The sequence below is a fragment of the Salinispirillum sp. LH 10-3-1 genome, from assembly GCF_030643825.1.
Lineage (GTDB): Bacteria > Pseudomonadota > Gammaproteobacteria > Pseudomonadales > Natronospirillaceae > Salinispirillum.
Window position 1 is genome coordinate 253,405 of record NZ_CP101717.1, and the last position, 24,727, is coordinate 278,131.

Annotated in this window: 20 protein-coding genes; 12 read left to right on the forward strand and 8 right to left on the reverse strand. The window is 53.4% G+C overall.

Translation table 11 applies throughout. The features are described from left to right. Positions 1-101 precede the first annotated feature (101 nt). Positions 102-1,358, forward strand: coding sequence for a transcription termination factor Rho (rho, locus tag NFC81_RS01175; RefSeq protein ID WP_304995706.1), 1,257 nt, complete (start codon positions 102-104; stop codon positions 1,356-1,358). Between the two features lie 194 nt (positions 1,359-1,552). Here rho and NFC81_RS01180 read toward each other — a convergent pair whose 3' ends face one another. From NFC81_RS01180 to NFC81_RS01190, 3 genes are read right to left on the reverse strand one after another with little or no spacing between them, the layout of a single operon-like run. Next, positions 1,553-2,431: an HDOD domain-containing protein gene (locus tag NFC81_RS01180; RefSeq protein WP_304995707.1), complete on the reverse strand. Its 879-nt coding sequence runs from the start codon at positions 2,429-2,431 to the stop codon at positions 1,553-1,555. 11 nt (positions 2,432-2,442) lie between these two features. Then, the gene (locus NFC81_RS01185) at positions 2,443-3,573 is read right to left on the reverse strand and encodes an imelysin family protein (RefSeq protein ID WP_304995708.1); all 1,131 of its coding nucleotides are present in this window, start codon (positions 3,571-3,573) and stop codon (positions 2,443-2,445) included. Further along, entirely contained in the window at positions 3,549-4,202 is a 654-nt protein-coding gene (locus tag NFC81_RS01190; RefSeq protein ID WP_304995709.1) for an HAD family hydrolase, read from the reverse strand. The genes NFC81_RS01185 and NFC81_RS01190 overlap by 25 nt, the downstream gene beginning before the upstream one ends. A gap of 206 nt (positions 4,203-4,408) precedes the next feature. Here NFC81_RS01190 and NFC81_RS01195 point away from each other — a divergent pair, with 206 nt between their 5' ends. Continuing rightward, positions 4,409-4,945, forward strand: a complete 537-nt coding sequence (locus NFC81_RS01195; protein WP_304995710.1) for an RNA pyrophosphohydrolase — start codon at positions 4,409-4,411, stop codon at positions 4,943-4,945. Next, positions 4,905-7,187, forward strand: a complete 2,283-nt coding sequence (gene ptsP / locus NFC81_RS01200) for a phosphoenolpyruvate--protein phosphotransferase (RefSeq protein WP_304995711.1) — start codon at positions 4,905-4,907, stop codon at positions 7,185-7,187. The genes NFC81_RS01195 and ptsP overlap by 41 nt, the downstream gene beginning before the upstream one ends. A 165-nt stretch (positions 7,188-7,352) precedes the next feature. On the opposite strand, the gene typA is transcribed toward ptsP, so the two are convergent. After that, entirely contained in the window at positions 7,353-9,164 is a 1,812-nt protein-coding gene (typA, locus tag NFC81_RS01205; RefSeq protein ID WP_304995712.1) for a translational GTPase TypA, read from the reverse strand. Between the two features lie 571 nt (positions 9,165-9,735). On the opposite strand from typA, the gene NFC81_RS01210 reads away from it, so the two are divergent. Together NFC81_RS01210 and NFC81_RS01215 are read left to right on the forward strand one after the other, a co-directional pair. Beyond that, positions 9,736-11,223 (forward strand): SulP family inorganic anion transporter, encoded by a 1,488-nt coding sequence (locus NFC81_RS01210; RefSeq protein ID WP_304995713.1) that lies wholly within the window; start codon positions 9,736-9,738, stop codon positions 11,221-11,223. Between the two features lie 113 nt (positions 11,224-11,336). Then, on the forward strand, positions 11,337-12,185 hold the full coding sequence (locus NFC81_RS01215; protein WP_304995714.1) for a universal stress protein: 849 nt from the start codon (positions 11,337-11,339) through the stop codon (positions 12,183-12,185). Positions 12,186-12,391: 206 nt separating this feature from the next. Here NFC81_RS01215 and hemL read toward each other — a convergent pair whose 3' ends face one another. Beyond that, positions 12,392-13,675 carry a glutamate-1-semialdehyde 2,1-aminomutase gene (hemL, locus tag NFC81_RS01220; RefSeq protein WP_304995715.1) on the reverse strand — a complete coding sequence of 428 codons (1,284 nt, stop codon included), beginning with the start codon at positions 13,673-13,675 and terminating at the stop codon, positions 12,392-12,394. Positions 13,676-13,819: 144 nt separating this feature from the next. On the opposite strand from hemL, the gene NFC81_RS01225 reads away from it, so the two are divergent. Next, positions 13,820-16,513, forward strand: a complete 2,694-nt coding sequence (locus NFC81_RS01225; RefSeq protein WP_304995716.1) for a LuxR C-terminal-related transcriptional regulator — start codon at positions 13,820-13,822, stop codon at positions 16,511-16,513. Positions 16,514-16,695: 182 nt separating this feature from the next. On the opposite strand, the gene hemJ is transcribed toward NFC81_RS01225, so the two are convergent. Beyond that, positions 16,696-17,121 carry a protoporphyrinogen oxidase HemJ gene (gene hemJ / locus NFC81_RS01230; protein WP_304995717.1) on the reverse strand — a complete coding sequence of 142 codons (426 nt, stop codon included), beginning with the start codon at positions 17,119-17,121 and terminating at the stop codon, positions 16,696-16,698. Positions 17,122-17,317: 196 nt separating this feature from the next. Here hemJ and NFC81_RS01235 point away from each other — a divergent pair, with 196 nt between their 5' ends. The 3 genes from NFC81_RS01235 to erpA are packed head-to-tail and all read left to right on the forward strand — an operon-like array spanning position 17,318 to position 19,008. Further along, positions 17,318-18,061, forward strand: a complete 744-nt coding sequence (locus tag NFC81_RS01235) for a DUF6776 family protein (RefSeq protein ID WP_304995718.1) — start codon at positions 17,318-17,320, stop codon at positions 18,059-18,061. Continuing rightward, a complete protein-coding gene (locus NFC81_RS01240; protein WP_304995719.1) occupies positions 18,058-18,621 on the forward strand; it encodes a polymer-forming cytoskeletal protein in 564 nt (187 codons plus the stop codon). Before NFC81_RS01235 ends, NFC81_RS01240 begins: the two co-directional genes overlap by 4 nt. 51 nt (positions 18,622-18,672) lie before the next feature. Next, entirely contained in the window at positions 18,673-19,008 is a 336-nt protein-coding gene (erpA, locus tag NFC81_RS01245) for an iron-sulfur cluster insertion protein ErpA (protein WP_304995720.1), read from the forward strand. A gap of 66 nt (positions 19,009-19,074) precedes the next feature. Here erpA and NFC81_RS01250 read toward each other — a convergent pair whose 3' ends face one another. Then, a complete protein-coding gene (locus tag NFC81_RS01250; RefSeq protein WP_304995721.1) occupies positions 19,075-20,334 on the reverse strand; it encodes a peptidoglycan DD-metalloendopeptidase family protein in 1,260 nt (419 codons plus the stop codon). A gap of 229 nt (positions 20,335-20,563) precedes the next feature. On the opposite strand from NFC81_RS01250, the gene tyrS reads away from it, so the two are divergent. Next, a complete protein-coding gene (gene tyrS, locus NFC81_RS01255) occupies positions 20,564-21,760 on the forward strand; it encodes a tyrosine--tRNA ligase (RefSeq protein ID WP_304995722.1) in 1,197 nt (398 codons plus the stop codon). 13 nt (positions 21,761-21,773) lie between these two features. Here the strand turns inward: tyrS and NFC81_RS01260 are convergent, their stop codons facing one another. Further along, a complete protein-coding gene (locus NFC81_RS01260; RefSeq protein ID WP_304995723.1) occupies positions 21,774-22,874 on the reverse strand; it encodes a GGDEF domain-containing protein in 1,101 nt (366 codons plus the stop codon). Positions 22,875-23,070: 196 nt separating this feature from the next. Between NFC81_RS01260 and ald the strand changes: the two genes are divergently transcribed. Continuing rightward, entirely contained in the window at positions 23,071-24,192 is a 1,122-nt protein-coding gene (gene ald / locus NFC81_RS01265; RefSeq protein WP_304995724.1) for an alanine dehydrogenase, read from the forward strand. A 9-nt stretch (positions 24,193-24,201) separates the two neighbouring features. Next, positions 24,202-24,711: a winged helix-turn-helix transcriptional regulator gene (locus tag NFC81_RS01270; protein WP_304995725.1), complete on the forward strand. Its 510-nt coding sequence runs from the start codon at positions 24,202-24,204 to the stop codon at positions 24,709-24,711. The last annotated feature ends 16 nt before the right edge of the window (positions 24,712-24,727 follow it).

Genomic DNA, 24,727 nt, shown 5'->3' on the forward strand with positions numbered 1-24,727 from the left:
GCCACTATAGTTGTATCAGGATCCCGCCGATCCTGCGTCTCCCATCCGAGAAAAAACTTCCTTTTCTATTTATCTTTTTATTAACTTAAAACGTCTTTCCTATGAATCTGAGTGAGCTGAAAACCAAGCCGGTTCCGGAGTTACTTGAAATCGCACAAGGCATGGGCCTTGAAAACGTAACCCGCACCCGTAAGCAGGATCTGATATTTACCATTCTCAAACGTCACGCCAAGAGCGGCGAAGACATTTACGGCGAAGGAGTGTTGGAAATCCTGCAGGATGGCTTCGGTTTCCTGCGTTCGGCCACCAGTTCTTACTTGGCCGGTCCGGATGACATTTATGTCTCGCCGAGCCAGATACGACGCTTTAATTTGCGTACCGGTGACACCATTGCCGGGAAGATTCGGCCGCCAAAAGAAGGCGAACGATATTTCGCCTTGCTGAAAATCGACACCATCAATGGCGAAGATAACGAATCCTCACGCAACAAAATCCTGTTTGAAAACCTGACTCCGCTGTTCCCCGACGAACGCTTAACTTTAGAAGCCGGTAACGGCTCTACTGAAGATTTAACCGGCCGTATTCTTGACCTAGTATCGCCGATCGGGAAAGGCCAGCGTGGTTTGATTGTAGCCCCGCCAAAAGCTGGTAAAACGCTGATGTTGCAGCACATCGCGCAAGCGATTGTGAAGAACTCGCCGGAAGTGGATCTGATCGTTTTGTTGATCGATGAACGTCCAGAAGAAGTGACCGAAATGCAGCGTTCAGTGCGCGGCGAAGTGGTAGCGTCGACCTTTGACGAGCCGCCATCACGCCACGTTCAGGTTGCCGAGATGGTGATTGAGAAGGCCAAGCGCCTGACCGAGCATAAGCGTGACGTGGTTATCCTGCTGGATTCTATTACTCGCTTGGCGCGTGCTTACAACACCGTAGTGCCATCATCCGGTAAGGTATTGACCGGTGGTGTGGACGCCCATGCTCTTGAGCGTCCTAAGCGTTTCTTCGGTGCGGCGCGGAATTTGGAAGAGGGTGGTTCATTGACCATCATCGCAACCGCGTTGGTTGATACCGGTTCTAAGATGGACGAAGTCATCTACGAAGAGTTTAAGGGTACGGGTAATATGGAAGTGCATCTGGATCGCAAGATCGCGGAGAAGCGCACTTTCCCGGCCATTAACATTCGCCGCAGTGGTACCCGTCGTGAAGAGCGTTTGGTTAAGCCAAGCGAATTGCAGCGTTTGTGGATACTGCGCAAACTGTTGGCGGAAATGGAAGACACTCAGTCCATCGACTTCTTGTTGGATAAGCTGAAAGGCTCTAAAACCAACGGCGAATTCTTCGACTCGATGAAGGGGTAAATCGCGGTGGCCCGCTAGGGCCATGCGAAGCACTGCTTCGCAAGCGATTTACGGGCGCACACGGAAGTGCGCCCTGGAGCCCTCTGCACGGATGCTGTCTGAAGATTATTGCCTAGGTGGCCCGGTGTAGTTCCGATAGGGCGCCATGCGAAGCACTGCTTCTGTAGGAGGCCAGCCCTCTGGCCGAAAAAGCGCTAATAGCAATACCGCATATTGATTCCGCGCTCGTCAAAAATGACCTTCATGGTATCCATCTCGTACGCGTTCAGCCCTAACGTATCCAGCACCAAGTCACTGATCCCGTCCCACTCATGATCACGCTCTTGCTTGCCCAATACCGCGTAGTTGCCGCACATATGCTCTGCCATCTTCAGTATGGCGAGCAGAACCAGTGTATTGGCTTGTGCGGTGGATTGCGCGTTCTGCTCGAACATGCGCTGTACGTTGTGATGGTCGGCGATCACGGCGGCTAAATGTGAAGGTTGGTTCCACGAGCGTGCACAATAGTAGCCCACTACGGCGTGATTGGTTTTGAACGCTTCATTTTCGGCGTCAATGATGCGCTCATGTTGTCCTGAATAGGCATGCTCGAGCACACTAAAATAGTTATCGAAGCGCTTTTGCATCAAAGCAATGCCTACATTGTGAAACAACCCGAGGTTGTATGCCTCTTCTGGGTTGGCATAGCCCACCTGCTTCGCGATGGACGCGCTGACGATGGCGATGTCCATGGCTGTGTCCCAAAAACGATTGAGCTCAATAATCTCCCGATCATTAAGCTCACCCTTAATGCTCAATCCATTCACTATGTTGGTCACGGTATTCAGGCCGAGCAGCATCACCGCCTGATGCACTGAATTGATGGTGTTGCTCAAGCCATACAGCGGCGAGTTGACGACTTTCAGCATGGTGCCAGCAAGGCCTACGTCTTGTCGGATAAGCTCGGCGATGCGATCAATTTCAGGCTCTGGGTGCAATTGCTCCATCTGCAAATCCACCATGATTTGTGGCTGCGGTGGTATGACGATGCCCTGTAAGATGTGCTTTATTTGCTCTTCATTCAACGTCGTCATGGCGGTTTGCCTCAGCGTACTTGCACCTTAGTGTGCCAATGGTTTTCGACTTCCTGGCGCAATAGGGCCAGTTGCGCAGTGAGCGTTGTGAGGACGTTACCTAAACGTTCCCATTCCGCCGCCGTGCTGTTGTGTACAGTCATCTGATCCACATCGATAGCTGTCCATGCACTCGTATCGAGGTCGAGCTTTTCAATGACGGCAAGGGTGCCCGGACTATGCCACCACAGCGCTAGGTGTTCTAGCGAACCCTTAAAGCGCAACGCATCGTGTTGCTCGTTTAGGCTTAAGGCTGGGTCGCCATTGCGCAGTACCTGTTGTGCCCGGCCAATTTTTTGTAACGCCAACACCCAGTTATCTATCAACCAGGTTAATTCGTAAGTGGGCGAGTAGGTTTGGCGCATATTGGCAACGCGAGCTGGCCAATGGTCTTGCCAAATTTCAGCTTGCGTCAGCAAGTCTGCTGCAACCAGGCGTAAGATTGCGGCGCGGCGTGACATGCTGTCCGTGCCGCCTTCGGAGCTGTTAAAGTCCCAAGGCTCACGTGGCATAACGCCGAATAACAAAACTTCCAACGCGTACAGGCCAAGTGCGACCTCTTCTTCAAAGCTCAGTTGGTGTTGGGTAATCAAGCTTTCGAGGCTCAGCGCCACGGTATTGTCATGGACTAATCCAGTATCGCTGTAACCTGGTATGGCATCGATGTAGCCCGGCAACACGGGTGCCGCGGCCGTCCGTTGATAGCGATCAGCAAAGCTACTTTGCCCGTCTGTTAGCAACGGTTTCTGCGTGCAAAGATCAGCTGCCCCCCACGCTTCGACCGCTTCACGCCAGCGTGTTTGCGCGGTATTCAGGTGCTCGGCGCTCGGTGTTGACAGCAGCTGGTCTGTGCTGAGCACTACATCTAAGGCCGCTTCCTGAAAGTAGGCATAGCCGTTTTGGCAAGACTGCAGGCTTTGAAACTGCCAGTGGTATAGGTCATCGTCACCGGACGCCAAGATGCTGGGGTCTACCGGCGAAATCATTTCCTGCTCAACTACGCCTTCCGTGCTATCTGGTATTTCCGGGGTGTCTTGGGCGCAGCCTGCCAGCAACACGGCAGTGCCAGCAAAGGCGCTTAGCGTAAAGAGATAACGGGCCATCCAAGTTCCTCGGCAGTGGCTAGTAGGGCGTCGTCCGGATCAACTGCAACCGGGTGCGCGACTTCTTTCAGTAACGGAAGGTCATTGTGACTGTCGCTGTAAAAATAGTGTTCAGTGTAGGCTTTGTCACGCTCTGCTAACCATGCATGCAAACGTGAGATTTTGCCGGCCTGAAAGGCCGGTGTGCCGGCAATGCGACCAGTAAATTCACCGTCGCGCATCTCAAGGTCGGTGGCCAGCAGGTTTGGTACATCCAGCAAGTCGGCAATGGGTGCGGTAACGAACCGGTTGGTTGCCGTAATGATCAGTAGGTCATGCCCTTGCAGGCGATGTTGCTGCAGTAACGCAGGTGCGCCGGCTGCGATCATAGGCTGAACGACCTCTTGCACAAACTCGGCACGTAAGTCATTGCGCTCTTGCTCTGCCAACTGTTGCAGCGGTTTGGTGACAAAGGCCACATATTCGTGAATGTCCAATGTGCCGGCGACATACTGTTGGTAGAAATGGTCGTTGGCACGCCGATGATCGGCATTGCTCACAATGCCTTTGGCTACTAGAAATTCGCCCCACGCATGGTCGCTATCGCCTGCTAGCAGCGTATTATCTAGGTCAAAGATGGCTAATTTCACGGTGTTCGATTCCGGCCAGTGTGTGGCCGATATTATGCCATTGAAAGCGGTTGGGAGCACCTGCCTCGTGCATGTAAATATTGCGATGCAGCGGCTGGCGGAGGGTCTTTTTCCGCCATGGCTGGCCATCATTGCGTTCCCAAGTTGCCTGAAACGCCCGCAGTGTGAAACAATCCTATTAATTAAACCCTATTGGATACGATCTCATGATCGACGTCGATGGTTATCGCCCCAACGTCGGGATCATACTGGCGAACACTGAGGGGCAGGTATTATGGGCGCGGCGTATCGGGCAAGATGCTTGGCAGTTTCCACAAGGTGGCATTCGAGCCGATGAGACGCCGCTACAAGCCCTGTATCGAGAGTTACAAGAAGAAGTGGGGCTCAATCCCGATGATGTGGAAGTCATTGCCTGTACTCGGGGCTGGCTTAAGTATCGCTTGCCCAAACGCTTGATGCGTCATAACAGTTTGCCTGTGTGTATTGGCCAAAAGCAAAAATGGTTCTTGTTGCGCATGACTTGTCGCGACCAGAAGGTTAATGTGTCCAGTGGCGATACACCGGAGTTTGATGGCTGGCAATGGGTGAGCTACTGGTATCCACTGACACAGGTGGTGTCATTTAAGAAGCAGGTATACCGACAAGCGTTAGCGGAGCTCGCGCCACGGTTAGCCAAAGATTTAAAGGGATACACTATTGACCATGCTGACCACACTGAAGCGGATCGTACAGGAAGTTACTAGTGCGAGGGATCTGAAGAGTGCCTTAAATATCATCGTAGAGCGCGTACGCGATGCGATGGAGGTACAGGTTTGCTCAATTTTCTTGTTCGATGATGCGACTCGCCGCTATGTGTTGATGGCTACGGAAGGCTTGAATAAACAGGAGGTTGGCAAGGTCTCCCTCGGTACTAACGAAGGTATTATCGCGCTGGTGGGTAAACGCGAAGAGCCGATAAACCTCGAAGATGCCCCTAATCACCCTTCATACCATTATGTTTCCTCGCTGGGTGAAGAGCCTTTTAACGCTTTTTTGGCGGCCCCGATTATTCACCAAAAGCGCCTACTGGGTGTTATTACTGCGCAGCGCCCCGAGCGCCGACGTTTTGACGAGAGCGAAGAAGCCTTTTTGGTGACGATTTCCGCGCAGCTAGCCAGTGTCATCGCACACGCAGAGGCGTCGGGTCAGGATTTCACCGGTATCCTGTCCGGTGTCACCCAGACTGATGTCCGCTTTGAGGGCGTCGCGGGCGCGACCGGTGTGGCGATAGGAACGGCGGTTCTGGTCGTACCTCCCGCAGACCTGCAAGAAATTCCGTCACGCAGAACGGACGACATCCCAGCCGAAAAATTGCGCCTGCAGACGGCTCTGGAGCAGGTCAAGAACGACATTCGCCGCGCTGGTGCTAAGTTGGCTTCCGAGTTGCGGCCGGAAGAGCAGGCGTTATTCGACGTCTACCTCAATATGCTGGATGATCAGGCGCTCGGCGCTGAAGTGCAGCAAGTCATTGATACCGGCGAGTGGGCTGAGGGTGCGCTGGCGCAAGTCATTAACGGATATTCCCAGCACTTTTCCGACATGGAAGATGCATATCTGCGTGAGAGGGCGACCGACATTCGCGATTTGGGCCGTCGTGTACTCAGCTACTTGCGCGCCGATGATAACGGCCCTCGTGAAATACCCGACGATGCCATCATTATCGGCGAAGACCTGACGCCGGCTATCTTGGGTGAAGTGGATGAGTCTCGTTTGGCGGGTATTATTTCCATCCAAGGCTCATCGAATTCGCACATTGCTATCCTAGCGCGCGCCATGGGTATACCGACGGTGATGGGTGTGCTCGATCTACCCTATCGCCAAATCGAAGGCCAGAAGTTGGTGGTCGACGGCTACCGCGGTCACGTCTATGTGAACTTGACTGAAGAGCGCTTACGTCACTTCGAAGAAATTGTCGAAGAAGAAAAGGCCTTTGAAGCGGAGCTCGAAACACAAAAAGACTTACCCAGCACCACCACCGATGGTCACAGCATCTGTTTAATGGTGAATACGGGGTTGTTGACCGACGTTTACCGCTCTTTAGATCGTGGCGCTGAAGGTGTGGGTCTGTACCGTACTGAAGTCGCGTTCATGATGCAGGAACGGTTCCCATCGGAAGCTGAACAGGCGGTGATTTATCGCCAGCAGTTGGAAGCCTTTGCGCCGCGCCCTGTGACCATGCGGACGCTGGATATCGGCGGCGACAAGGCGTTACCGTACTTCCCGATACACGAAGAAAACCCCTTCCTGGGTTGGCGTGGCATACGCGTCACGCTCGACCACCCGGAGATCTTCCTTGTGCAGATCCGCGCCATGATCCGCGCAAGCCAGGGGTTGGACAATCTGCGCATCATGTTGCCCATGATCACCAGTGTCAGCGAGCTTGATGAAGCCCTGCACCTAATTTACCGCGCAGTCTTTGAGCTTCAGGAAGAGAATGTGCCGGTCACCATGCCAGAGCTGGGTATGATGATCGAGGTACCGGCAACGGTTTATCAGACGCGAGCGTACGCGTCACGCGTCGACTTTCTATCGGTAGGTTCCAACGACCTCACGCAGTATTTGCTCGCGGTAGATCGCAACAATCCCCGCGTGGCAGGTCTGTACAGTAGCTTCCATCCGGCGGTCCTAACTGCGCTGAAGTACATTGTCGATGTGGCGGCGGAAGAAGGTACGCCAGTGTCCATCTGTGGTGAAATGGCGGGTGACCCGGCGGGAGCATTGCTGTTGGTGGGGATGGGTTATGACACCCTATCGATGAACAGCGCCAGTTTGTTGCGAGTTAAATCTATGCTGCGGGAAATTGATCTGGGTTGGGCGCGCCAATTGGCCGACGAAGTCCTGCAGATGGAAGACCCCATGGTGATTAAGAGCACCGTTGAGCTGGCATTAAAAGATGCGGGGGTTAGTTTGGCCGGTGTTACCTTCAATCGCGACCGTTGGTCTTAAAAGCCTCTTTTTCTCAATTTGGCGGTGTTAAAAAAGCCCGATGAGTGCTCATTTACAATTAGTAAACTGCGCCTCATCGGGCTTTTTTGCCTAGCCAAATTGTCGCCTCCGAGGCTTTTACACCTTGAAGACGATTTAGATCAACCGCACTAGGTATGGCTTGAACTAGCTGCGCGCAGTGCGGCGACGCGCGCTTTCTTGCAGCTCTTTCTTCCGCAAGCGGATGCTCTTCGGCGTCACTTCAACCAGTTCGTCGTCCTGAATAAATTCAAGCGCCTGTTCCAGTGTCATACGGACCGGAGGCGTCAACAACAAGGCATCGTCTTTACCCGAGGCACGGACGTTGGTCAGCTGCTTGGCTTTGGTTGGGTTAACCACCAAGTCGTTGTCACGACTGTGCAGACCAATCACCATGCCTTCGTATACTTCTTCGTTCGCGCCGATGTACAGACGACCACGATCCTGCAAGGTGAACAAAGCGTAGGCCAATGATTTACCCTGTACCATGGACACCAGCACACCGTTCTGGCGCTCACCCGAGTTGATCGGGTTGATCGGGCCATAATGGTCAAAAATACTGGTCAGGATGCCGGAGCCAGAGGTCAACGTCATGAACAATGAACGGAAACCGATCAAGCCGCGAGCCGGCATAATGAAGTCCAGACGCACGCGACCTTTGCCGTCGGGAATCATGTTCTTCAGCTCAGCGCGGCGCTCACCCAGTTCCTGCATAACAGAACCTTGGTGCTGCTCTTCCACGTCCACTACAACCTGCTCGTAAGGCTCTTGCTTAACGCCATCCACTTCTTTGATGACGACTTGCGGGCGGCCTACGGCCAGCTCAAAGCCTTCACGGCGCATGTTTTCGATCAGTACCGACAAATGCAATTCGCCGCGGCCTGATACTTTAAATTTCTCTGGCGTGTCGCCTTCTTCAACGCGTAGGGCAACGTTACTCAGCAGCTCACGATCCAAACGCTCACGGATGTTACGGCTGGTGACGAACTTGCCTTCTTTACCGGCGAACGGTGAGTCATTGACTTGGAAGGTCATCGAAACAGTTGGCTCGTCAACCGTCAATGGCGGCAAGCCTTCAGGCGCTTCTGGGCTGCACAGGGTGTCGGAAATGAACAGTTCGTCCATACCGGTGATACAGATGATGTCACCCGCTTCCGCTTGTTCAACTTCTACGCGGTCCAAACCGTGGTGACCCATGACTTGCAAAATACGACCGTTGCGCACTTTGCCTTTGGCGCTAACGGCCTTGATCGGCGTGTTTGGGGTGATCTTACCGCGGGTTACACGGCCGATACCGATGATGCCGACATAGCTGTTGTAGTCCAGTGCTGAGATTTGCATCTGGAACGGGCCTTCAGGGTCAACCTGCGGGCAAGGTACTTTGTCGACCACCAGTTGCAGCAATGGCGTCATGTCTTCTGCCATGTTGTCTGCTTCCATGCCCGCAACACCGTTCAGTGCTGAAGCATAGATGACCGGGAAGTCGAGCTGCTCTTCGGTCGCGCCAAGGTTATCGAACAGGTCGAATACTTGATCCAGTACCCAGTCAGGGCGCGCGCCGGGGCGGTCAATCTTGTTGATGACAACGATCGGTTTCAGGCCGCGCTCGAACGCCTTCTGCGTTACAAAGCGCGTTTGTGGCATCGGGCCATCCATCGCGTCGACCAGCAGTAATACTGAGTCAACCATCGACATAACACGTTCCACTTCACCGCCAAAGTCGGCGTGTCCAGGGGTGTCGACGATGTTGATGCGGTAGTCGTTCCAGCGAATGGCCGTATTTTTGGCCAAAATGGTGATGCCGCGTTCTTTTTCCTGGTCGTTAGAGTCCATGACCCGCTCAGAGCCTTGGTCTTTCCGGCCCAGTGTGCCGGATTGTTGGAGCAGTTTGTCAACGAGGGTAGTTTTACCATGGTCAACGTGGGCGATGATGGCGATATTACGAAGATTGTCGATCACAGGAGCGGGTCCGTCATTAAAAGGGCACGGGCATTGTACGTATTTCCCATGATTGCTCAATGAATAAGCGATTTTTTACCGAAAAAAGTCTGTTTTTGCCCGCGCAAAGCCGTTTTGCACCGAAACCTTGCATGGATGAGCGTTGCGGGAGGCAACTTAATAATTGTGGGTAGGTGGACTCTCTGAATCCGTTAATCGGTTTTGCAGTGTGTAACAGCCTTGTAAAAAAAGTGTTAACGCTGTAGTATCCGCCATCCCTTTGCAGGGCCGCTTGTGTATTACCCGCGTGGCATTGTTCCTGCAATTCTCGGATAACACACCCATTGAGATGAATCCTTTGGTCACTACGCCGCCCTAGCGTTCACATTTAATCGGTTTCTTCTGCCCTGTGGCGGATGGAGCACCGCTGTCAAACGACGGTCATCGTGCCCTGTTACGATGCGATCTCGCATTTTTTTGGTCCTTGTTGAACACGACATTCACTTGTTGAAGGTGAGCTTCGGCATTGGGCGCCATATCGCCGACTGGGTTCGGCAACAAAACTCGAATAAACCCCGTGGAAGACATGAATATGTGGCAAACCGTACGAACAAACTGGTTTTCTAATGTACGTGGCGATGTGCTCGCCGCTATGGTCGTGGCGTTGGCGCTGATTCCTGAAGCCGTCGCTTTCTCTATTATTGCGGGCGTGGACCCTAAAGTAGGCTTATATGCCTCATTCTGTATTCTGGTCGTCACGGCCTTTATGGGCGGCCGTCCCGGCATGATTTCGGCGGCGACCGGTGCCATGGCGTTGGTGATGGTCACCTTGGTGCGTGATCACGGGTTGGAATACTTGCTGGCCGCCACCGTACTGACCGGTATCTTGCAGATCATTGCCGGTTATTTAAAATTGGCAAACCTGATGCGCTTCGTCTCGCGCTCGGTGGTCACGGGTTTTGTGAACGCATTGGCTATTTTGATCTTTTTGGCTCAGGTGCCGGAGTTTACCGGTGAGAATTTCAGTCTGACCGTCATCCTCTTTATCGCGGCTGGCTTGGGCATCATCTATGGTCTGCCATACATAACCAAGGCCGTGCCATCACCTTTGGTCGCCTTGGTCGTGCTTACGGTTGTAGCCATTTATTTCGGTGTGGATCTGCGCACCGTGGGTGACATGGGTGACCTGCCGGATACGCTGCCGGTGTTCCTGATCCCTGATATTCCATTGAACCTCGAAACACTGAAGATCATCTTTCCGTACTCCATCACCTTGGCCGTAGTAGGCTTGCTGGAGTCGATGATGACGGCCACCATTGTTGATGATCTGACCGATACGCCCAGTGATAAAAACCGTGAGTCAAAGGGCCAAGGGTATGCCAACGTGGTGACCGGCTTTTTCGGCGGCATGGCCGGTTGTGCGATGATTGGTCAGTCCATCATTAACATCAAATCGGGCGGTCGTACGCGCTTGTCTACGTTATTGGCCGGTTTGTTCTTGTTGTTTCTGATCGTCGCGCTGGGCCCTTGGGTGTCGCAAATTCCGATGGGCGCCTTGGTGGCGGTCATGATCATGGTGTCCATCGGTACCTTTAGCTGGTCGTCGCTGATTGACTTAAAGAAGCACCCGTTGAGCACCAATATCGTCATGGTGGTGACGGTGGCCGTGGTGGTCTATACCCACAACCTGGCCATTGGTGTATTCGTCGGCATCTTGTTGGCGGCCATGTTCTTCGCCAATAAAGTCGGTCACTACATGCACGTCTCGAAAGAGTTGGACAGCACCGGCACGGAGCGGCGTTACTTGGTGGTGGGTCAGGTGTTCTTTTCTTCATCGGATAAGTTCATCTCGTCGTTTGATTTCAGAGAAGCCATTGATAAGGTTGTTATTGATCTGTCGCACGCGCACTTCTGGGACATCACCGCCGTGGGTGCACTGGACAAAGTGGTCTTGAAATTCCGCCGTGAAGGTACGGAAGTCGAAGTTATTGGCCTAAACGAAGCCAGTGAAACCATTGTGGATCGCTTTGGTGAACACGATAAGCCGGGTGCGCTGGACAAGTTGCTCAGCGGTCACTAATCCAAACGGAAGGCAGTGCCCGGGCTTACCGGGAACTGCCTGTCAAAGACGGTATTCAGCCCGGCTATAAACGGGTAAGCTGAATTCAAGATTGCCCGTTAAGGAGAAAGCAAATGACTGAACTTGTGATGGCCTGTATTGACGGTTCCTCTTCCTCCCCGTCTGTGTGTGACTACGCTACTTGGTCTTCCCGACGACTGTCGGCTCCGTTGACCTTTCTGCACGTGCTCGACCATGCCGAATACCCCATTGAGCCTAACCTCAGTGGCAGTATCGGGCTGGGCGCGCGCGAAGCGCTCTTAGAAGAATTGACCGCACTGGATGAGCAACGTAACCGTTTAGCCTTGGAGCAAGGCAAGGTGATGTTGGCGGCGGCGCAAGAACGGGCAGAACAGGCCGGTCTTCAGGGTACGCTGACGCGCCAGCGGCATGGCGACTTGGTGGAAGCCTTGCAAGATGTGCAAGATGAAACGCGCCTGTATGTATTGGGTCGCGAGGGCGAGCATCCTTCAGCCAATCACGTCGGCAGTAACCTTGAAAGTGTCGTGCGTACGCTGCATCGCCCGATCCTCGTCACCGTGGACGAATACCGTGAACCCACGCAAGTTATGGTGGCGTTCGATGGCAGTGAAACCATGCGTAAAGGCATGGAGATGCTGGCGAAAAGCCCGTTGCTCAAAGGCTTGCCAATCCACGTCGTTAAAGTGGGTGCCGATAAGTCTGAGTGCCACGAGCAACTGGCTTGGGCGCACGATGTGCTGAAAGACGCGGGCTTCGATGTGCAAACGACACTGTTGGATGGTGAAGTAGAAGCGACGTTACGCAGCTACAAAGAAGCGCATCAAATCGACTTAATGGTGATGGGTGCTTACGGGCATTCACGCATTCGCGAGTTTTTAGTGGGCAGTAACACGACCAAGATGATCAGCCGTGCTACGGTGCCGATGTTGTTGCTGCGTTAGAGAGAGTGGACTCCGTGGGGGTATGCCTCCAGCGCTCCACGGCAGGCCGAGAGTGACCGAGAAAAAGGCTTAAGCATTTTTCTCGCCCTACGGGCGCCTAGCGGCGGCCTCAATTGCTGTCGCATTTGATCGCGCTTTGAGGCATACCCCCCCAAGGCGCCCCCCCTCCCAGCCACCACTACTCTCCAACGTCCGTTTTTGTACCTTTACTTCAACTGCGCAAACGCACGCGCTGCCGCAGCAATGGTGTGCTCGATATCAGCGTCAGTGTGTGCTGAAGACATAAATCCCGCCTCAAAACTCGAAGGTGCTAAATACACGCCGTCTTCCAGCATCAAATGGAAGAACTTATTGAAACGCGGTACGTCACAGGCCATGACTTGCTCAAAGCGCGTAATCTCCGGTTCATCCGTAAAGAAAAACCCAAACATGCTGCCCGCCTGATTCGTCGTCAGGCCGATGCCTGCGTCTTGTGCCGCTTGTTTCAATCCATCCAACAAGCGTGTGGTGCTGGCGGTTAAACGGTCGTAGAAGCCTGGCTGGGTGATTTCCTGCATCATGGCTAAGCCTGCAGCCATGGCAATCGGGTTGCCAGACAACGTGCCCGCTTGATAGACCGGACCAACGGGGGCCAAACACTCCATGATTTCCCGTTTACCACCAAAGGCGCCTACCGGCATGCCACCGCCAACCACCTTGCCGAGACAGGTCATGTCGGGAGTCACGTCGTACAGCGCTTGTGCGCCACCCAAGGCGGCACGGAAGCCGCTCATCACTTCATCAAAGATCAACACGGTGCCATGCTCGGTACACAAACGGCGCAAGGCGGCCAAGAAGCCGGGGGCAGGCGGAATGCAGTTCATATTGCCCGCTACTGGTTCAACGATAACGGTAGCGATTTCGCTGCCTTTGGCGGCAAAGAAGGTTTCTAACGCTGCGATGTCGTTGTAGGGCAGGGTCGCGGTGTGCTTGGCAAAATCAGCCGGCACACCGGGCGAGGTAGGCTCGCCTAGGGTCAGTAAGCCAGAACCCGCCTTCACCAACAGGCCATCGGCGTGGCCGTGGTAGCAGCCTTCAAACTTCACGATCAAATCACGACCGGTATAACCGCGCGCGACGCGAATCGCCGACATGGTGGCTTCGGTACCGGAATTGACCATGCGCACCATGTCCATTGACGGCACCAGTTCGGTGAGCTTGAACGCCATTTCCACTTCTAATGCGGTCGGTGCGCCAAAGGTGATGGCTTTGTCGAGCTGGGTGCGAATGGCGTCCAAGATGGGCTTGGCACCATGGCCAAGAATCAGCGGTCCGAAAGACAGAACGTAATCAATGTACGTCTTGCCATTCACGTCGTGCAGGTGAGCGCCTTCGCCATGATCGAAAAACACCGGCTGCCCACCCACGCTTTTGAACGCCCGCACCGGTGAATTGACGCCGCCGGGGATTACGGTCTGGGCGCGTTGGAACAGTTCGGTGGATTGACTCATGGAATAACTCCTGATTTAAGCGAAAGTTTGTACAATGTTAACGTTTTAAGAGGGATTTAAGTATCGCTGTTGCAACCTCGCGGGTATTCAGTGGTAAACTGGCCAACGATTAATCATACATAAGAATAGTTAAGGTGTTGCTTCATGGGGGATGTCATCGCTCAGCACTTTATCGTCCCGTCGAAGATATCGGTACCCAAACTGCCCACGAATACGGTAGACCGGTCACGGGTCGAGTCACTTTTCGTTGCTGCCTGCGAAACACCACTGGTCATTTTGAAGGCTCCGGCCGGCTTTGGCAAAACAGTGGCGGCACTTTACGGCTATTATGCCTACGCAGATCTGCATCCGGAAACGTCATTGTGCTGGCTGTCGCTAGATCCGGAAGACGATGATCCGTCCACGTTCGCGGCCTATTTAATAGCCGCCATTCAGAAGCGTGTGGATCTCAGCGAACCGCTGGTGAGCCATGGCGTGGGCCACCGTGCTGGGCATATCCGTGCCTTGATGGGCCAGTTGCTGTTTGAGCTGGACCAAATCGATGATGAAATCATGCTGGTCATCGACGACTACCATCTGATTGAAAACGAAGAGATTCACACGGCGTTGGCTTACTTTGTGAAGCATTTACCAGCGCACATCAAGCTGGTGATCACCACGCGCGCTGAACCGCCCGCTAACATCATCAGCTTACGCTTGCAGGGGTTGGTCGCGGAGCTGACCGAAGAAGCTCTAGCGTTTGATTTATCGGAGGCGCGTGCTTTTCTCCAAGAGTTTAGCGGTACCGAAGTATCCGAAGAGCAAGCGCAAACCATACTTGAGCGCATCGAAGGTTGGGCCGTTGGCTTACAGTTGATCGTCATGGGGCTGAAACAAAACCCGGCCTTGATGGACATCGGCGAGGGGTTGAGTCAGAAAAACCTCAACATCATCGATTATTTTGATTCTGAACTATTCGATGGCTTGCCGCCGGACGTGAAAACCTTCTTGCTCAATACCTCCATCGTGAAACGTTTTAACGTCGAAGTCGCCGCCGCTTTGTGCCCCGACGTTAATGTGCATGAAACCTTGGATTACCTGAAGCGCCATCACCTGTTTATCGTGCAGTTCAACGAACCTAAGAACTGGTATCGCTATCACCATTTACTGCATGAATTTTTAAGCCATAAGCTGCTGTTGACCTATGGTGAAGACGTGCAGAGCCTGCACAGCAAAGCCAGTTCGGCTTTTCTGGAGCTTGGCTATGTGGTCGGCGCAGTGGATCACGCCATCAAATCAGGCGACAAGGAGCAGATTACCTACATTGTGCGTCAGCACGGCAACGAACTGATCCACAAAGCACACTATGATTTAGTGCGCCGTTGTTTGGCCGAACTGACCGAAGAAGAGATTTTGCAAGACGCGAACTTGGTCTTGGTGCGTTGTTGGGTAGAGGCGATCTTCGGTGATGCGCCCTTTGTTGAGCTCTTCATTGCGCGTGCCGAGCATTTGATCGACGCTGAACCGGAAGCGACGCGCGACCACTTGCGTGGCGAAATGCTGACCGTCAATGCGCAAGCTGCCTTTTCGCGCTTGGAGTATCAGAAGGCCAGCGACTATGCACGTCAAGCCCTTGAGAAATACGCCAAGGACAGCATTCGCCGGCAGAGTGCCTTATTAATTCTAGCCAATGTGTTGTTTGAACAGGGCGATATCAACGCAGCGCTCGAGATTTACGAAGAAAGTGAGTTGCTGAGCCGTCAGGAAGGCAACTACGATGCTGTGCTGTGGGCGCTGAACCAGCAGGCCATTATTTGGAAAAATCTGGGTGACTTTGTGCGCTCGGCAGAACTGTCGCGTGAAGTCATGAATTACGCCGGTGAAAAGGGCGTACGTTACGGCTTTAATGTGGTGTTTTCGTACATCAATCAGGCTGAGTTGGCGCTGGAAGAGTATCACCTGCGTGAGGCCAAGCAGCTGATCCATCGTATCCAGAACCTGTGTGAGACTTGGGACGACTACTGGCAACTGCATCTGCAAGGCTGGCTTCTGAAGTGCGAAATGCTCAAAGGCAAGCCCACCGTGGCGCGCGAATTGGCCGTGGAGCACGAACAGATTTTGAGCCGCGAATACACCGCTGACATCCTGATGCCCTACAGTCTCGAAGTGCAGTTGCAATGGTGGTGGCAGAACGGCGACTTGAAGAAAATTAAGACCTGGTTGAAAGCCAAGCCGGAAGTAACCGAATACAGCAGCGTAAAAGATTTCATGCTGTTGCGCGCCGAGGCCTATGGGCTTGCTGCAACCGAGGATTATGCGCTGGCCCGGCGTAAATTGAAAAACGCCATACAGCATGCCGAGGCGATGAAGTTTACCGTGGAAGCAGTGCGCATGGGGTTGTTAAAGGCCGCCGTGACCGATATAGCCGGAGACCATGACCACGCCGAAGCACAGGTACGCAAGTTGCTTCCGCAGGCAGCAGAGTTGCAGTTGGTCGCGAGTTGGCTGTTCTTGCGCCAGTGGTTGATGCCCATCGTTGAGCGCCTGATGCGTACTCAGGTCTTTGCGCCCGAGGTCGCGAAATACGCCGACCAGCTCTTAACCTTGAACCGTCAGCGCAACACCACCGACAAGCCAGGTGGCGAACACATCCCGGATGCCTTGCTAGCAGCGGGTGTGTCTAAGAAAGAATGGCGGGTGTACAAGCACATACTGGCCGGGCGCAGCAATGAAGAGATTGCCAGCGTAATGTTTATCGCCATTTCAACAGTGAAGACACACATCAATAATCTGTACAAGAAGCTCGGTGTGCGTAATCGCCGGGAGGCCATCAGCAAGGGTGAAAGTCTGGTCAATTGAGTCATTGGGAGGGGAGGGTGGATGCGTGCGATTGAGCGAAAATCGACCCCTTTCCCACCTTAACGCTGGCCAGTCCCCGCCCTATGATGACATCGTCCTTGTCAGGCAAGGGCAGTCTAGTTGATAGGTAGTCTCTCGCTAATCACCCGCAGGGTGGTTAGCTTTTTTTTTGCCTGGCGGATTTAAAACGGCTTAATCACCACCAAGAGCACAATGCCGATCAACGGCAGCAGTGGCACCTCGTTAAACCAGCGGAAATACACATGCCCACGGGTATTTTCGCCGCGCGCAAAACGCTTGAGATGGTACAGGCAAGCGTGGTGATAAATCACCAAGATCGCCACCAATGCCAGCTTGGCGTGCATCCAGCCCTGAGAAAGCCAGAACGGCATTTCAAACAGCATCCAGATCCCCAATGCTAAGGTAATCAGCATCGATGGTGTCATGATGCCACGGTAGAGCTTACGTTCCATAGTCACAAAACGTTCATGGCTGATCTGGTCGGAGCTTTGGGCATGATAGACAAACAGTCTCGGTAGATAGAATAGGCCGGCAAACCACGCAATGACCGCAATGATGTGGAAGGATTTCAGTATTAAATAGGTCATTTCGGCTCCCGGATGACACTGTGAGTGGTAGCGGCTGCGCTGCCAAGGTTACCCCTTGGTCAGGAAGTTGGCAGGCGAAGAAAAAGCACAGTATGATAGGGGGATAATTGGCGTGCACGCAAGCACTTGGCTGTACGCCCTATGCAAAGCCGGAGCTGGGATGGCAGATGGCATCTAGGTCCTGAGGAGAAGTGGTATGGCCCGTGTACACGGTAGCCCACAGGAAAAGCTGGTCGTTGTAGTTCATCGCCCGTGGCGTCTGTTCCTGACTCGAATAACGTCAGTTGTCGTCATTGTCAGCTTGGTCGTCGGTGCTTTTTTATTTGGTCGCAGTGAAGGCTTTGAAAAAGGCCGCTTTACTACCGAGCGTGTGAACAGCCTAACCGCTGAAGTGCTCGAGTTGGAACGCACCATTTTAAACTTGCGCCAGCGTACGGTAATTCTTGAGAAAGGTGCTGAAGTAGACCGTGCAGCGGCGGAAAGTGTGCGTCAGACGAATCGGCGTTTACGCGATGAAATAGCAGCCGTGGAGCAGGAAGTCCGTCTGTATCGTGGTATCATGGCGCCCGGCGATAATTCAACTGGATTGCTGGTGGAAGAATTTTCTGCCCAGCGTATTGGCCCTGATCGTTACCGCTTCCTGTTGATGCTGACCCATGCGGGCAGTGACGGTACCTTTCTGGAAGGGTACGTTGGGGTGAACATCATTGGTGAGACGGAAAACGGAGACAAGGTGGTCTACGCCCTACAGGACGTGTCACCTGATATCGACCGAGTGGACATACGGTTCCGCTACCGTTATTTCCAGGATGTACGCGGCGAAATTCAATTCCCTGCAGGGTTTAGGCCGACGCAGGTGAGGATAGTGGCGCAAGCCATAGGCAACAGGTCAGCCACGCGCGATCTTGAGATCGACTGGCAAGTTATTGGAGAAGAATGATGTTCGGCAATGAAAAAAAAGTAGGTAATTTCGACACCACCCTGATTTCGTCTAAAGCGGAAGTGGTTGGTGACATTAAGTTAGCCGGTGGCTTGCACATTGATGGCACCGTCACGGGAAATATCATTGCTGAGCCAGGCAGCGGCGCGGTTGTGCGTATCAGTGATAAGGGTGTTGTGAATGGTGAGATACGTGCGCCGCACGTGATCATCAATGGTGAAGTGCATGGTGATGTCCATTCTTTTGAGCACGTTGAATTGGCAAAGAAAGCCGCCGTATTCGGTGACGTTTACTACGCCATGATGGAAATGGTAATGGGCGCGCGCGTCAACGGTAAGTTGCTGCACAGCGGTGAAGAGCCGAAAGGCAAGAAAAAGCCTGCCGTGGCGTTGGATGTTAATGTTGAAGACGCTAAGAAAGACAGCAAGGTAGATGCGAAAACCGAAGGCAATAAGCCAGCGGCATTTGCCGCTACCGGGACGGCGAATAGCCAGCCGAATAAACCAGCAACACCTTTTGGCAGCAAAGAGAGCGGTGCCTCTACGACGACTAATACTTGACCAAAACGCTCGGATATTCAATAATCCGACAGGTTCATGTGAGGTCGTACTGTGTCCAATATAGATATATCAGTGACGCCTGCCGCTGTGGACAAGGTCCGGCAGTTGGTAGCGGAAGAAGATAATGACTATCTGAAGCTTCGGGTGTTCGTTACCGGAGGGGGCTGTGCTGGGTTTCAGTATGGCTTTACCTTCGACGAAGAGGTCGCAGAAGATGATGCAGTGATCGAAGCAGAGGGGGCAACTTTTCTGGTCGATGCGCTGAGTTATCAGTATCTCGAAGGGTCTGTGGTCGATTACACCGAGGGCTTGCAAGGTGCGCGCTTCGTGGTAACAAATCCCGTTGCGTCGACAACCTGTGGTTGTGGGTCATCCTTCGGCGTTTAAAGTCGTTGGCGAAAGATACAAAAAAGCCGCTCCTAAAGAGCGGCTTTTTTATGCGTCGGGTTTGCATTAATCAAGCTGCATGGCGCCTTCTGCGCTGGCCATACTGTTACGGGCAGATTGAAGGTGCGCCATCATGGTTTGTGCATAGGCTTGATAGTCTGCCCGCGACTCGCTGTGCACTGGCTGTGCATCGGGTAAGCGCACCGTAACTGGGTTTACGTGGACGCCATTCACCAAGAACTCATAGTGCAAGTGAGGGCCGGTTGCAGCGCCAGTCATACCGACATAACCAATGACCTGGCCTTGGCGCACATTGACGCCAGGGCGGATACCATTGGCGAAACGGCTCATGTGTGCATACAGGGTGCGAATGCCTTGGCCATGCTGGATCACCACTACATTGCCGTACCCGCCATTATTGCGTGCTTCTACTACGCGGCCTTCACCTGCGGCCCAAATCGGCGTGCCAGTAGGTGCTGCATAGTCGGTGCCTCGATGAGCGCGAATGGTGTTCAGTATCGGGTGGCGGCGGTTCGGATTAAAATGTGAGGAGATGCGAGCAAATTCCAGTGGTGTGCGCAGGAACGCTTTGCGCACACTGCGCCCTTCGGCGTCGTAATATTCGGTGTGTCCGCGATGGTCGGTATAGCGAATGGCATGAAATTCATTACCCTGATTGACAAAGCTTGCGGCTAATATGCGGCCCTCCCCTATGAATTCGCCATCGGCATACAGTTCTTCGTAGATCACGGCAAACTCGTCGCCTTGGCGAATGTCCAGCGCGAAATCCACATCCCAGCCAAACAACTGCGCCAAGTTCATGGTCATAGTGTCACTCAGGCCGGCATCGCGACCGGCGAGGAACAGTGACGCATTGATGGTGCCGGTTGCCCAGCGTGCCACGCGGGTTGGCTCAAGCGCGTACTCTTCCCAATTGCCCACAGTAAAGTCATCGTTCAGTTCAACACGTACACCACCAAGACGGCTCGTGTGCAGCGTAAAGGCAGTTACCGTATCGTCAAGTACTGTGAACTCAAACACGTTGCCCGGCTGCAATCGCACCAAGCGGCGTTCCAGTGTGCGATCGGACGCCAGCATGCGGAATAGAGACGTCGGAGAGATCTTTGCCCGGTCAAAAACATGCGACAGTGTGTCGCCAGGCTCTACCTCAAAGGATAAAACATCCGCTCGCCAGTCTTCTCCAACTTCAAAGTCACTGACAGCGATCGCTTCAGACAATAAGTCGTCCGTTGAGTGTTCAGGTAGCGCCACTGATGCCAGTTCAATTTGTACGCGACGAGGTTCAGCGGCAGGCCATACCGCCATGACCAATACCAGAATCGAACAGACGCCGATTGCAATGCGGTGAAAGATAGGTGTTCGTTTAATTATTGTGATCAAAACAAAATTAACCCGTTATTCGATGTGAGGCAGTATAACCGCTGCTTATAGCACTGTCCTTGTCTTTGCACTTAGCAAATACTCATTTTAAGAAGCAGCGCACAGGATGGTATACTGCACGCATGCTTAATTACAAATAGGGATACCCGGTTACATGCCCAGTTTAGAAGAGTCATTAGCGCTGATAAAGCGCGGCACCGCCGAGATTTTGGTGGAAGACGAATTGGTGGACAAATTACGAAGTGGTAAGAAGTTGCGGGTAAAGGCGGGCTTTGACCCGACCGCGCCGGACCTCCACTTAGGTCATACCGTGCTGATCAATAAGATGCGACAGTTTCAGGATTTGGGGCACGAGGTTATTTTCCTGATTGGGGACTTCACTGGCATGATCGGTGATCCAACAGGTAAAAGCACCACACGACCACCACTGACGCCTGAGCAGGTGGCAGAAAATGCGCGCACGTACCAGGAGCAAGTATTCAAGATACTTGATCCGGAAAAGACCATCGTGGCATTCAACAGCGAATGGATGAATAAGATGTCATCCGTGCAGATGATTGAGCTGGCGGCGCAATATTCGGTTGCACGTATGTTGGAACGCGATGACTTCAATAAGCGTTTCCGCAGTGAGCAGCCCATCGCCATCCATGAATTTCTGTACCCACTGGTGCAGGGCTATGACTCGGTGGCCTTGCAAGCGGATATTGAGCTGGGTGGCACCGATCAGAAGTTCAACTTACTGGTGGCGCGTGACTTACAACGGCATTGGAAACAAGAGCCACAGGTGGTTATCACGGTCCCCTTGTTGGAAGGCCTCGATGGCGTCAACAAGATGTCGAAATCGCTCGGTAACTATGTCGGTATCACAGAAGCGCCTGGGGTGATGTACTCCAAGCTGGTCTCGTTGCCAGATTCCATGATGTGGCGTTACTTTGAGCTGCTGAGTTTCCGTTCGATGGATGAGATCGAGCAGTTACAAAAGGATGTCGCGAACGGTGCCAACCCACGCGATATTAAGATTCTCTTAGCGCGTGAGCTGGTGGCACGTTTCCACGGTGAAGAAGCCGCTGAAAATGCGCATAAAGGCGCTGGCAATATCGTGCGCGAAGGCGAGATCCCGGAAGGCACGCCAGAAGTGACTGTCGAATTGGAAGGCTCTGCTGAGTTGCCGATTTCTATGGTGGTAAATCGTGCCGGGCTGGCAGTCAATGCAGCTCAAACGCGTGATATGCTGAAAAACGGGCGCGTTAAGGTGGACTGGGAAGTTGTGAGTGCTGAGCACAAACTGGCAGCCGGTGAGTATTTGATTCAGGCGGGCAAGAAGAAGATCGCGCGGGTCACGGTAAAATAACCGAGATCAGTGGCTACAGAGCAGATGAGCCTGTCATGGGCTCGTCTGCTGCGATAATGACATCGTCATTGTCGATGGTGCGATTGCGCCCTAGGTGTTTACCGGTATACAGTCGACGATCAGCTACTTGGTAAAGCTGATTAGGTAGCTGTGCGTCCTGTGGCCATAAAGCGACGCCGAAGGTCGCCGTCAGATGTATATCATGGCTTTGGTAGCTGAGGTGGCTCTCGTCCAGCGCTAAACGTAATTCTTCGGTCAGCTGCCGAGCGGTTGAGGCATCCACATCCTTCAAAATAACCGCAAATTCCTCGCCACCCAGCCGGGCAACGATGTCGGTTGAGCGCAGGCGTTTGAGCAAACGTTCACTCAAATAGCGCAAGGCTTCATCTCCGGCGTCATGCCCGTAGGTGTCATTGACGCGCTTGAAATGATCGATGTCGAGAAGCACCAGCGCAAAACTGTCTTTGCGCCGCGTGGCTTCGGCAATGCACTGATTCAGTCGTTGTTGAAAGCGGCCGCGGTTGTCCAACCCGGTCAGCGGGTCGGTGGCCGCGAGGCGAATCAACATGTCGTAAGCGCGTGCGCGGCTGTGTTCATAGACGTGCATAAATACCAAAATGAGCAAGCCACAGAGGACAGGGTTAACCAACGCGATGATGCTGTTTAGGCCATGTGTCGCTTCAAAGCGAAAGAATACATAATAAAAACCGCAGAGCACCATAAAGGGTGCGGCCAGCAGAAAGCCTTTCAGTCGCCCCAGAAGCAAGTAGGACAAAACGGGCATGATCATCACCCAGACGAAGGAGGTCGTGGTGGCGTCAGGTACGACGATTGACAGCGAGATTATTAAAAACAGCGGTATTAAGAGCCCAAAGGTCCACAGCTGGAGCTTTTTGGCCTGACGGAACCGAACTAAACTGTAGGCGATGGCTGATGCGGCCAGCAATTCAACGAATCCAAGCAGAAAACGCCCGGTGGCCAAATTGAGCAGGGCAAAACCGGACAGAGCCAGGGTAGCCAGCACCAGCATAAGGCGCATCAGTGAACGTCGGTGGCTGACGATTAAGCCAGCCTGCACGGCTTGCAGCGAATCATTGTGTTTAGGCGTCAGCAAAGGCTTGCCATCGTGTTAACCAGGGTTAGACCTAACAGTATAGAACTTAGCTGCGACACTCTCCACCATTGCACGCACTGTCAGTTTTAGTGTGCAAACGCTGTTCAGGTAATTCCATCAGCAGGCCACACGGCCCTAGCAGACCTGACTATACTGCACCTTATGAATAACAATAAAAACTTGTGGAGGAGCGTTTATGTATGTCGGTGTCCCGAAAGAAATCAAGAATCACGAATACCGTGTTGGGCTGATCCCAGCGGCAGTGCGCGAGTTGACGGTGGCAGGTCATCAGGTCTTTGTCGAGAACGACGCCGGTGCGGCGATCGGCTACAGCAATGAGGACTATGAGGCGGTTGGGGCGACTATTGTGCAGCAGGCGTCGGATGTGTTCGAGCGTGCCGAGATGATCGTTAAAGTAAAGGAGCCGCAAGCCGAAGAGCGTGCCCTATTGCGTCCGCATCATGTGCTGTTTACCTACTTGCATCTGGCACCCGATGCGCCGCAGCTAAAAGGCCTGATGGACAGTGGGGCGACCTGCATAGCTTATGAAACTGTCACCGATGTGCATGGGCGCTTGCCTTTGTTGGCGCCCATGTCGGAAGTGGCGGGGCGTATGGCCGTGCAAGCGGGCGCACACTGTTTGGAAAAATCCATGGGTGGCAGTGGAATGCTATTGGGCGGTGTACCGGGCGTGGCACCCGCCAAGGTGACTATTGTCGGTGGTGGTGTGGTGGGGCAAAATGCGCTCGCCATCGCAGTCGGCATGGGAGCACAGGTGACTGTGTTGGACCGCAGTATGGATGTATTGCGGCGTTTAGATCAGGTTTACAGCAACCGCATTACCACCCTGTTCTCAACCCGTGAAGCCTTGGAAAGCAGTGTGGTGCATTCCGACCTGGTGATCGGTGCCGTACTCATTCCTGGTGCCGCAGCCCCTAAATTGATCACCCGTGAAATGATCAAAACCATGGCGGCAGGCAGTGTCGTTGTGGATGTCGCCATCGACCAAGGGGGTTGCATGGAAACTTCGAAGCCGACCACGCACAGCGAGCCGACTTACGTTGTAGACGGGGTGGTGCACTACTGTGTCGCCAATATGCCCGGTGGTGTGGCGCGCACGGCCACACAGGCGCTGAATAACGCCACCTTGCCCTTTGTGTTACAACTGGCCAATAAAGGCGCGCAGCAAGCGCTGTTGGACAATACGCACCTGCGCAATGGGCTGAATGTGTACCGTGGTGAAGTAACCTATGCGGAAGTTGCGGAAGCTCGAGGTATGCCGTTTCGTGAGGCTTTAGATGCATTACAAAAAGGATAAGCGCTGATCATGCGTATTGTAAAAAAGCCCAGTCGTGAGCTGGATACCATAGATTTGAACATCATCGATGTGCTGCAACGTGATGGTCGTATTTCCTACACGGACTTAGCGGCGGAAGTGGGGCTGTCGACTACTCCGTGTTTAGAGCGTGTGAGGCGGCTGGAAGATGCCGGGGTGATTGTCGGCTATCACGCTGACATTAACCCGGCGGCGCTGGGCTTAAATCTGCTGGTTTTTTTGGAAGTCAGTCTGCGTTATCAATCTAACCAAGCTTTTGACGACTTCCGTAAGGCTGCGCAAGGTATTCCCAATCTATTGGAATGTCATCTGATCTCAGGTTCGTCCGACTACTTACTGAAGCTGCGCTTGACCGATATGTCGGAATATCGCTATACCCTAGGGGAGATTATCTCGACTTTGCCTGGTATTCAGGAGTCACGCAGCTACATCGTAATGGAAGAGGTAAAGTCGGCATCACCCTATCCGACCGAGCACTCGCGGCGCAAATTGGCCGAATAGCAGATCAACGCAAGCC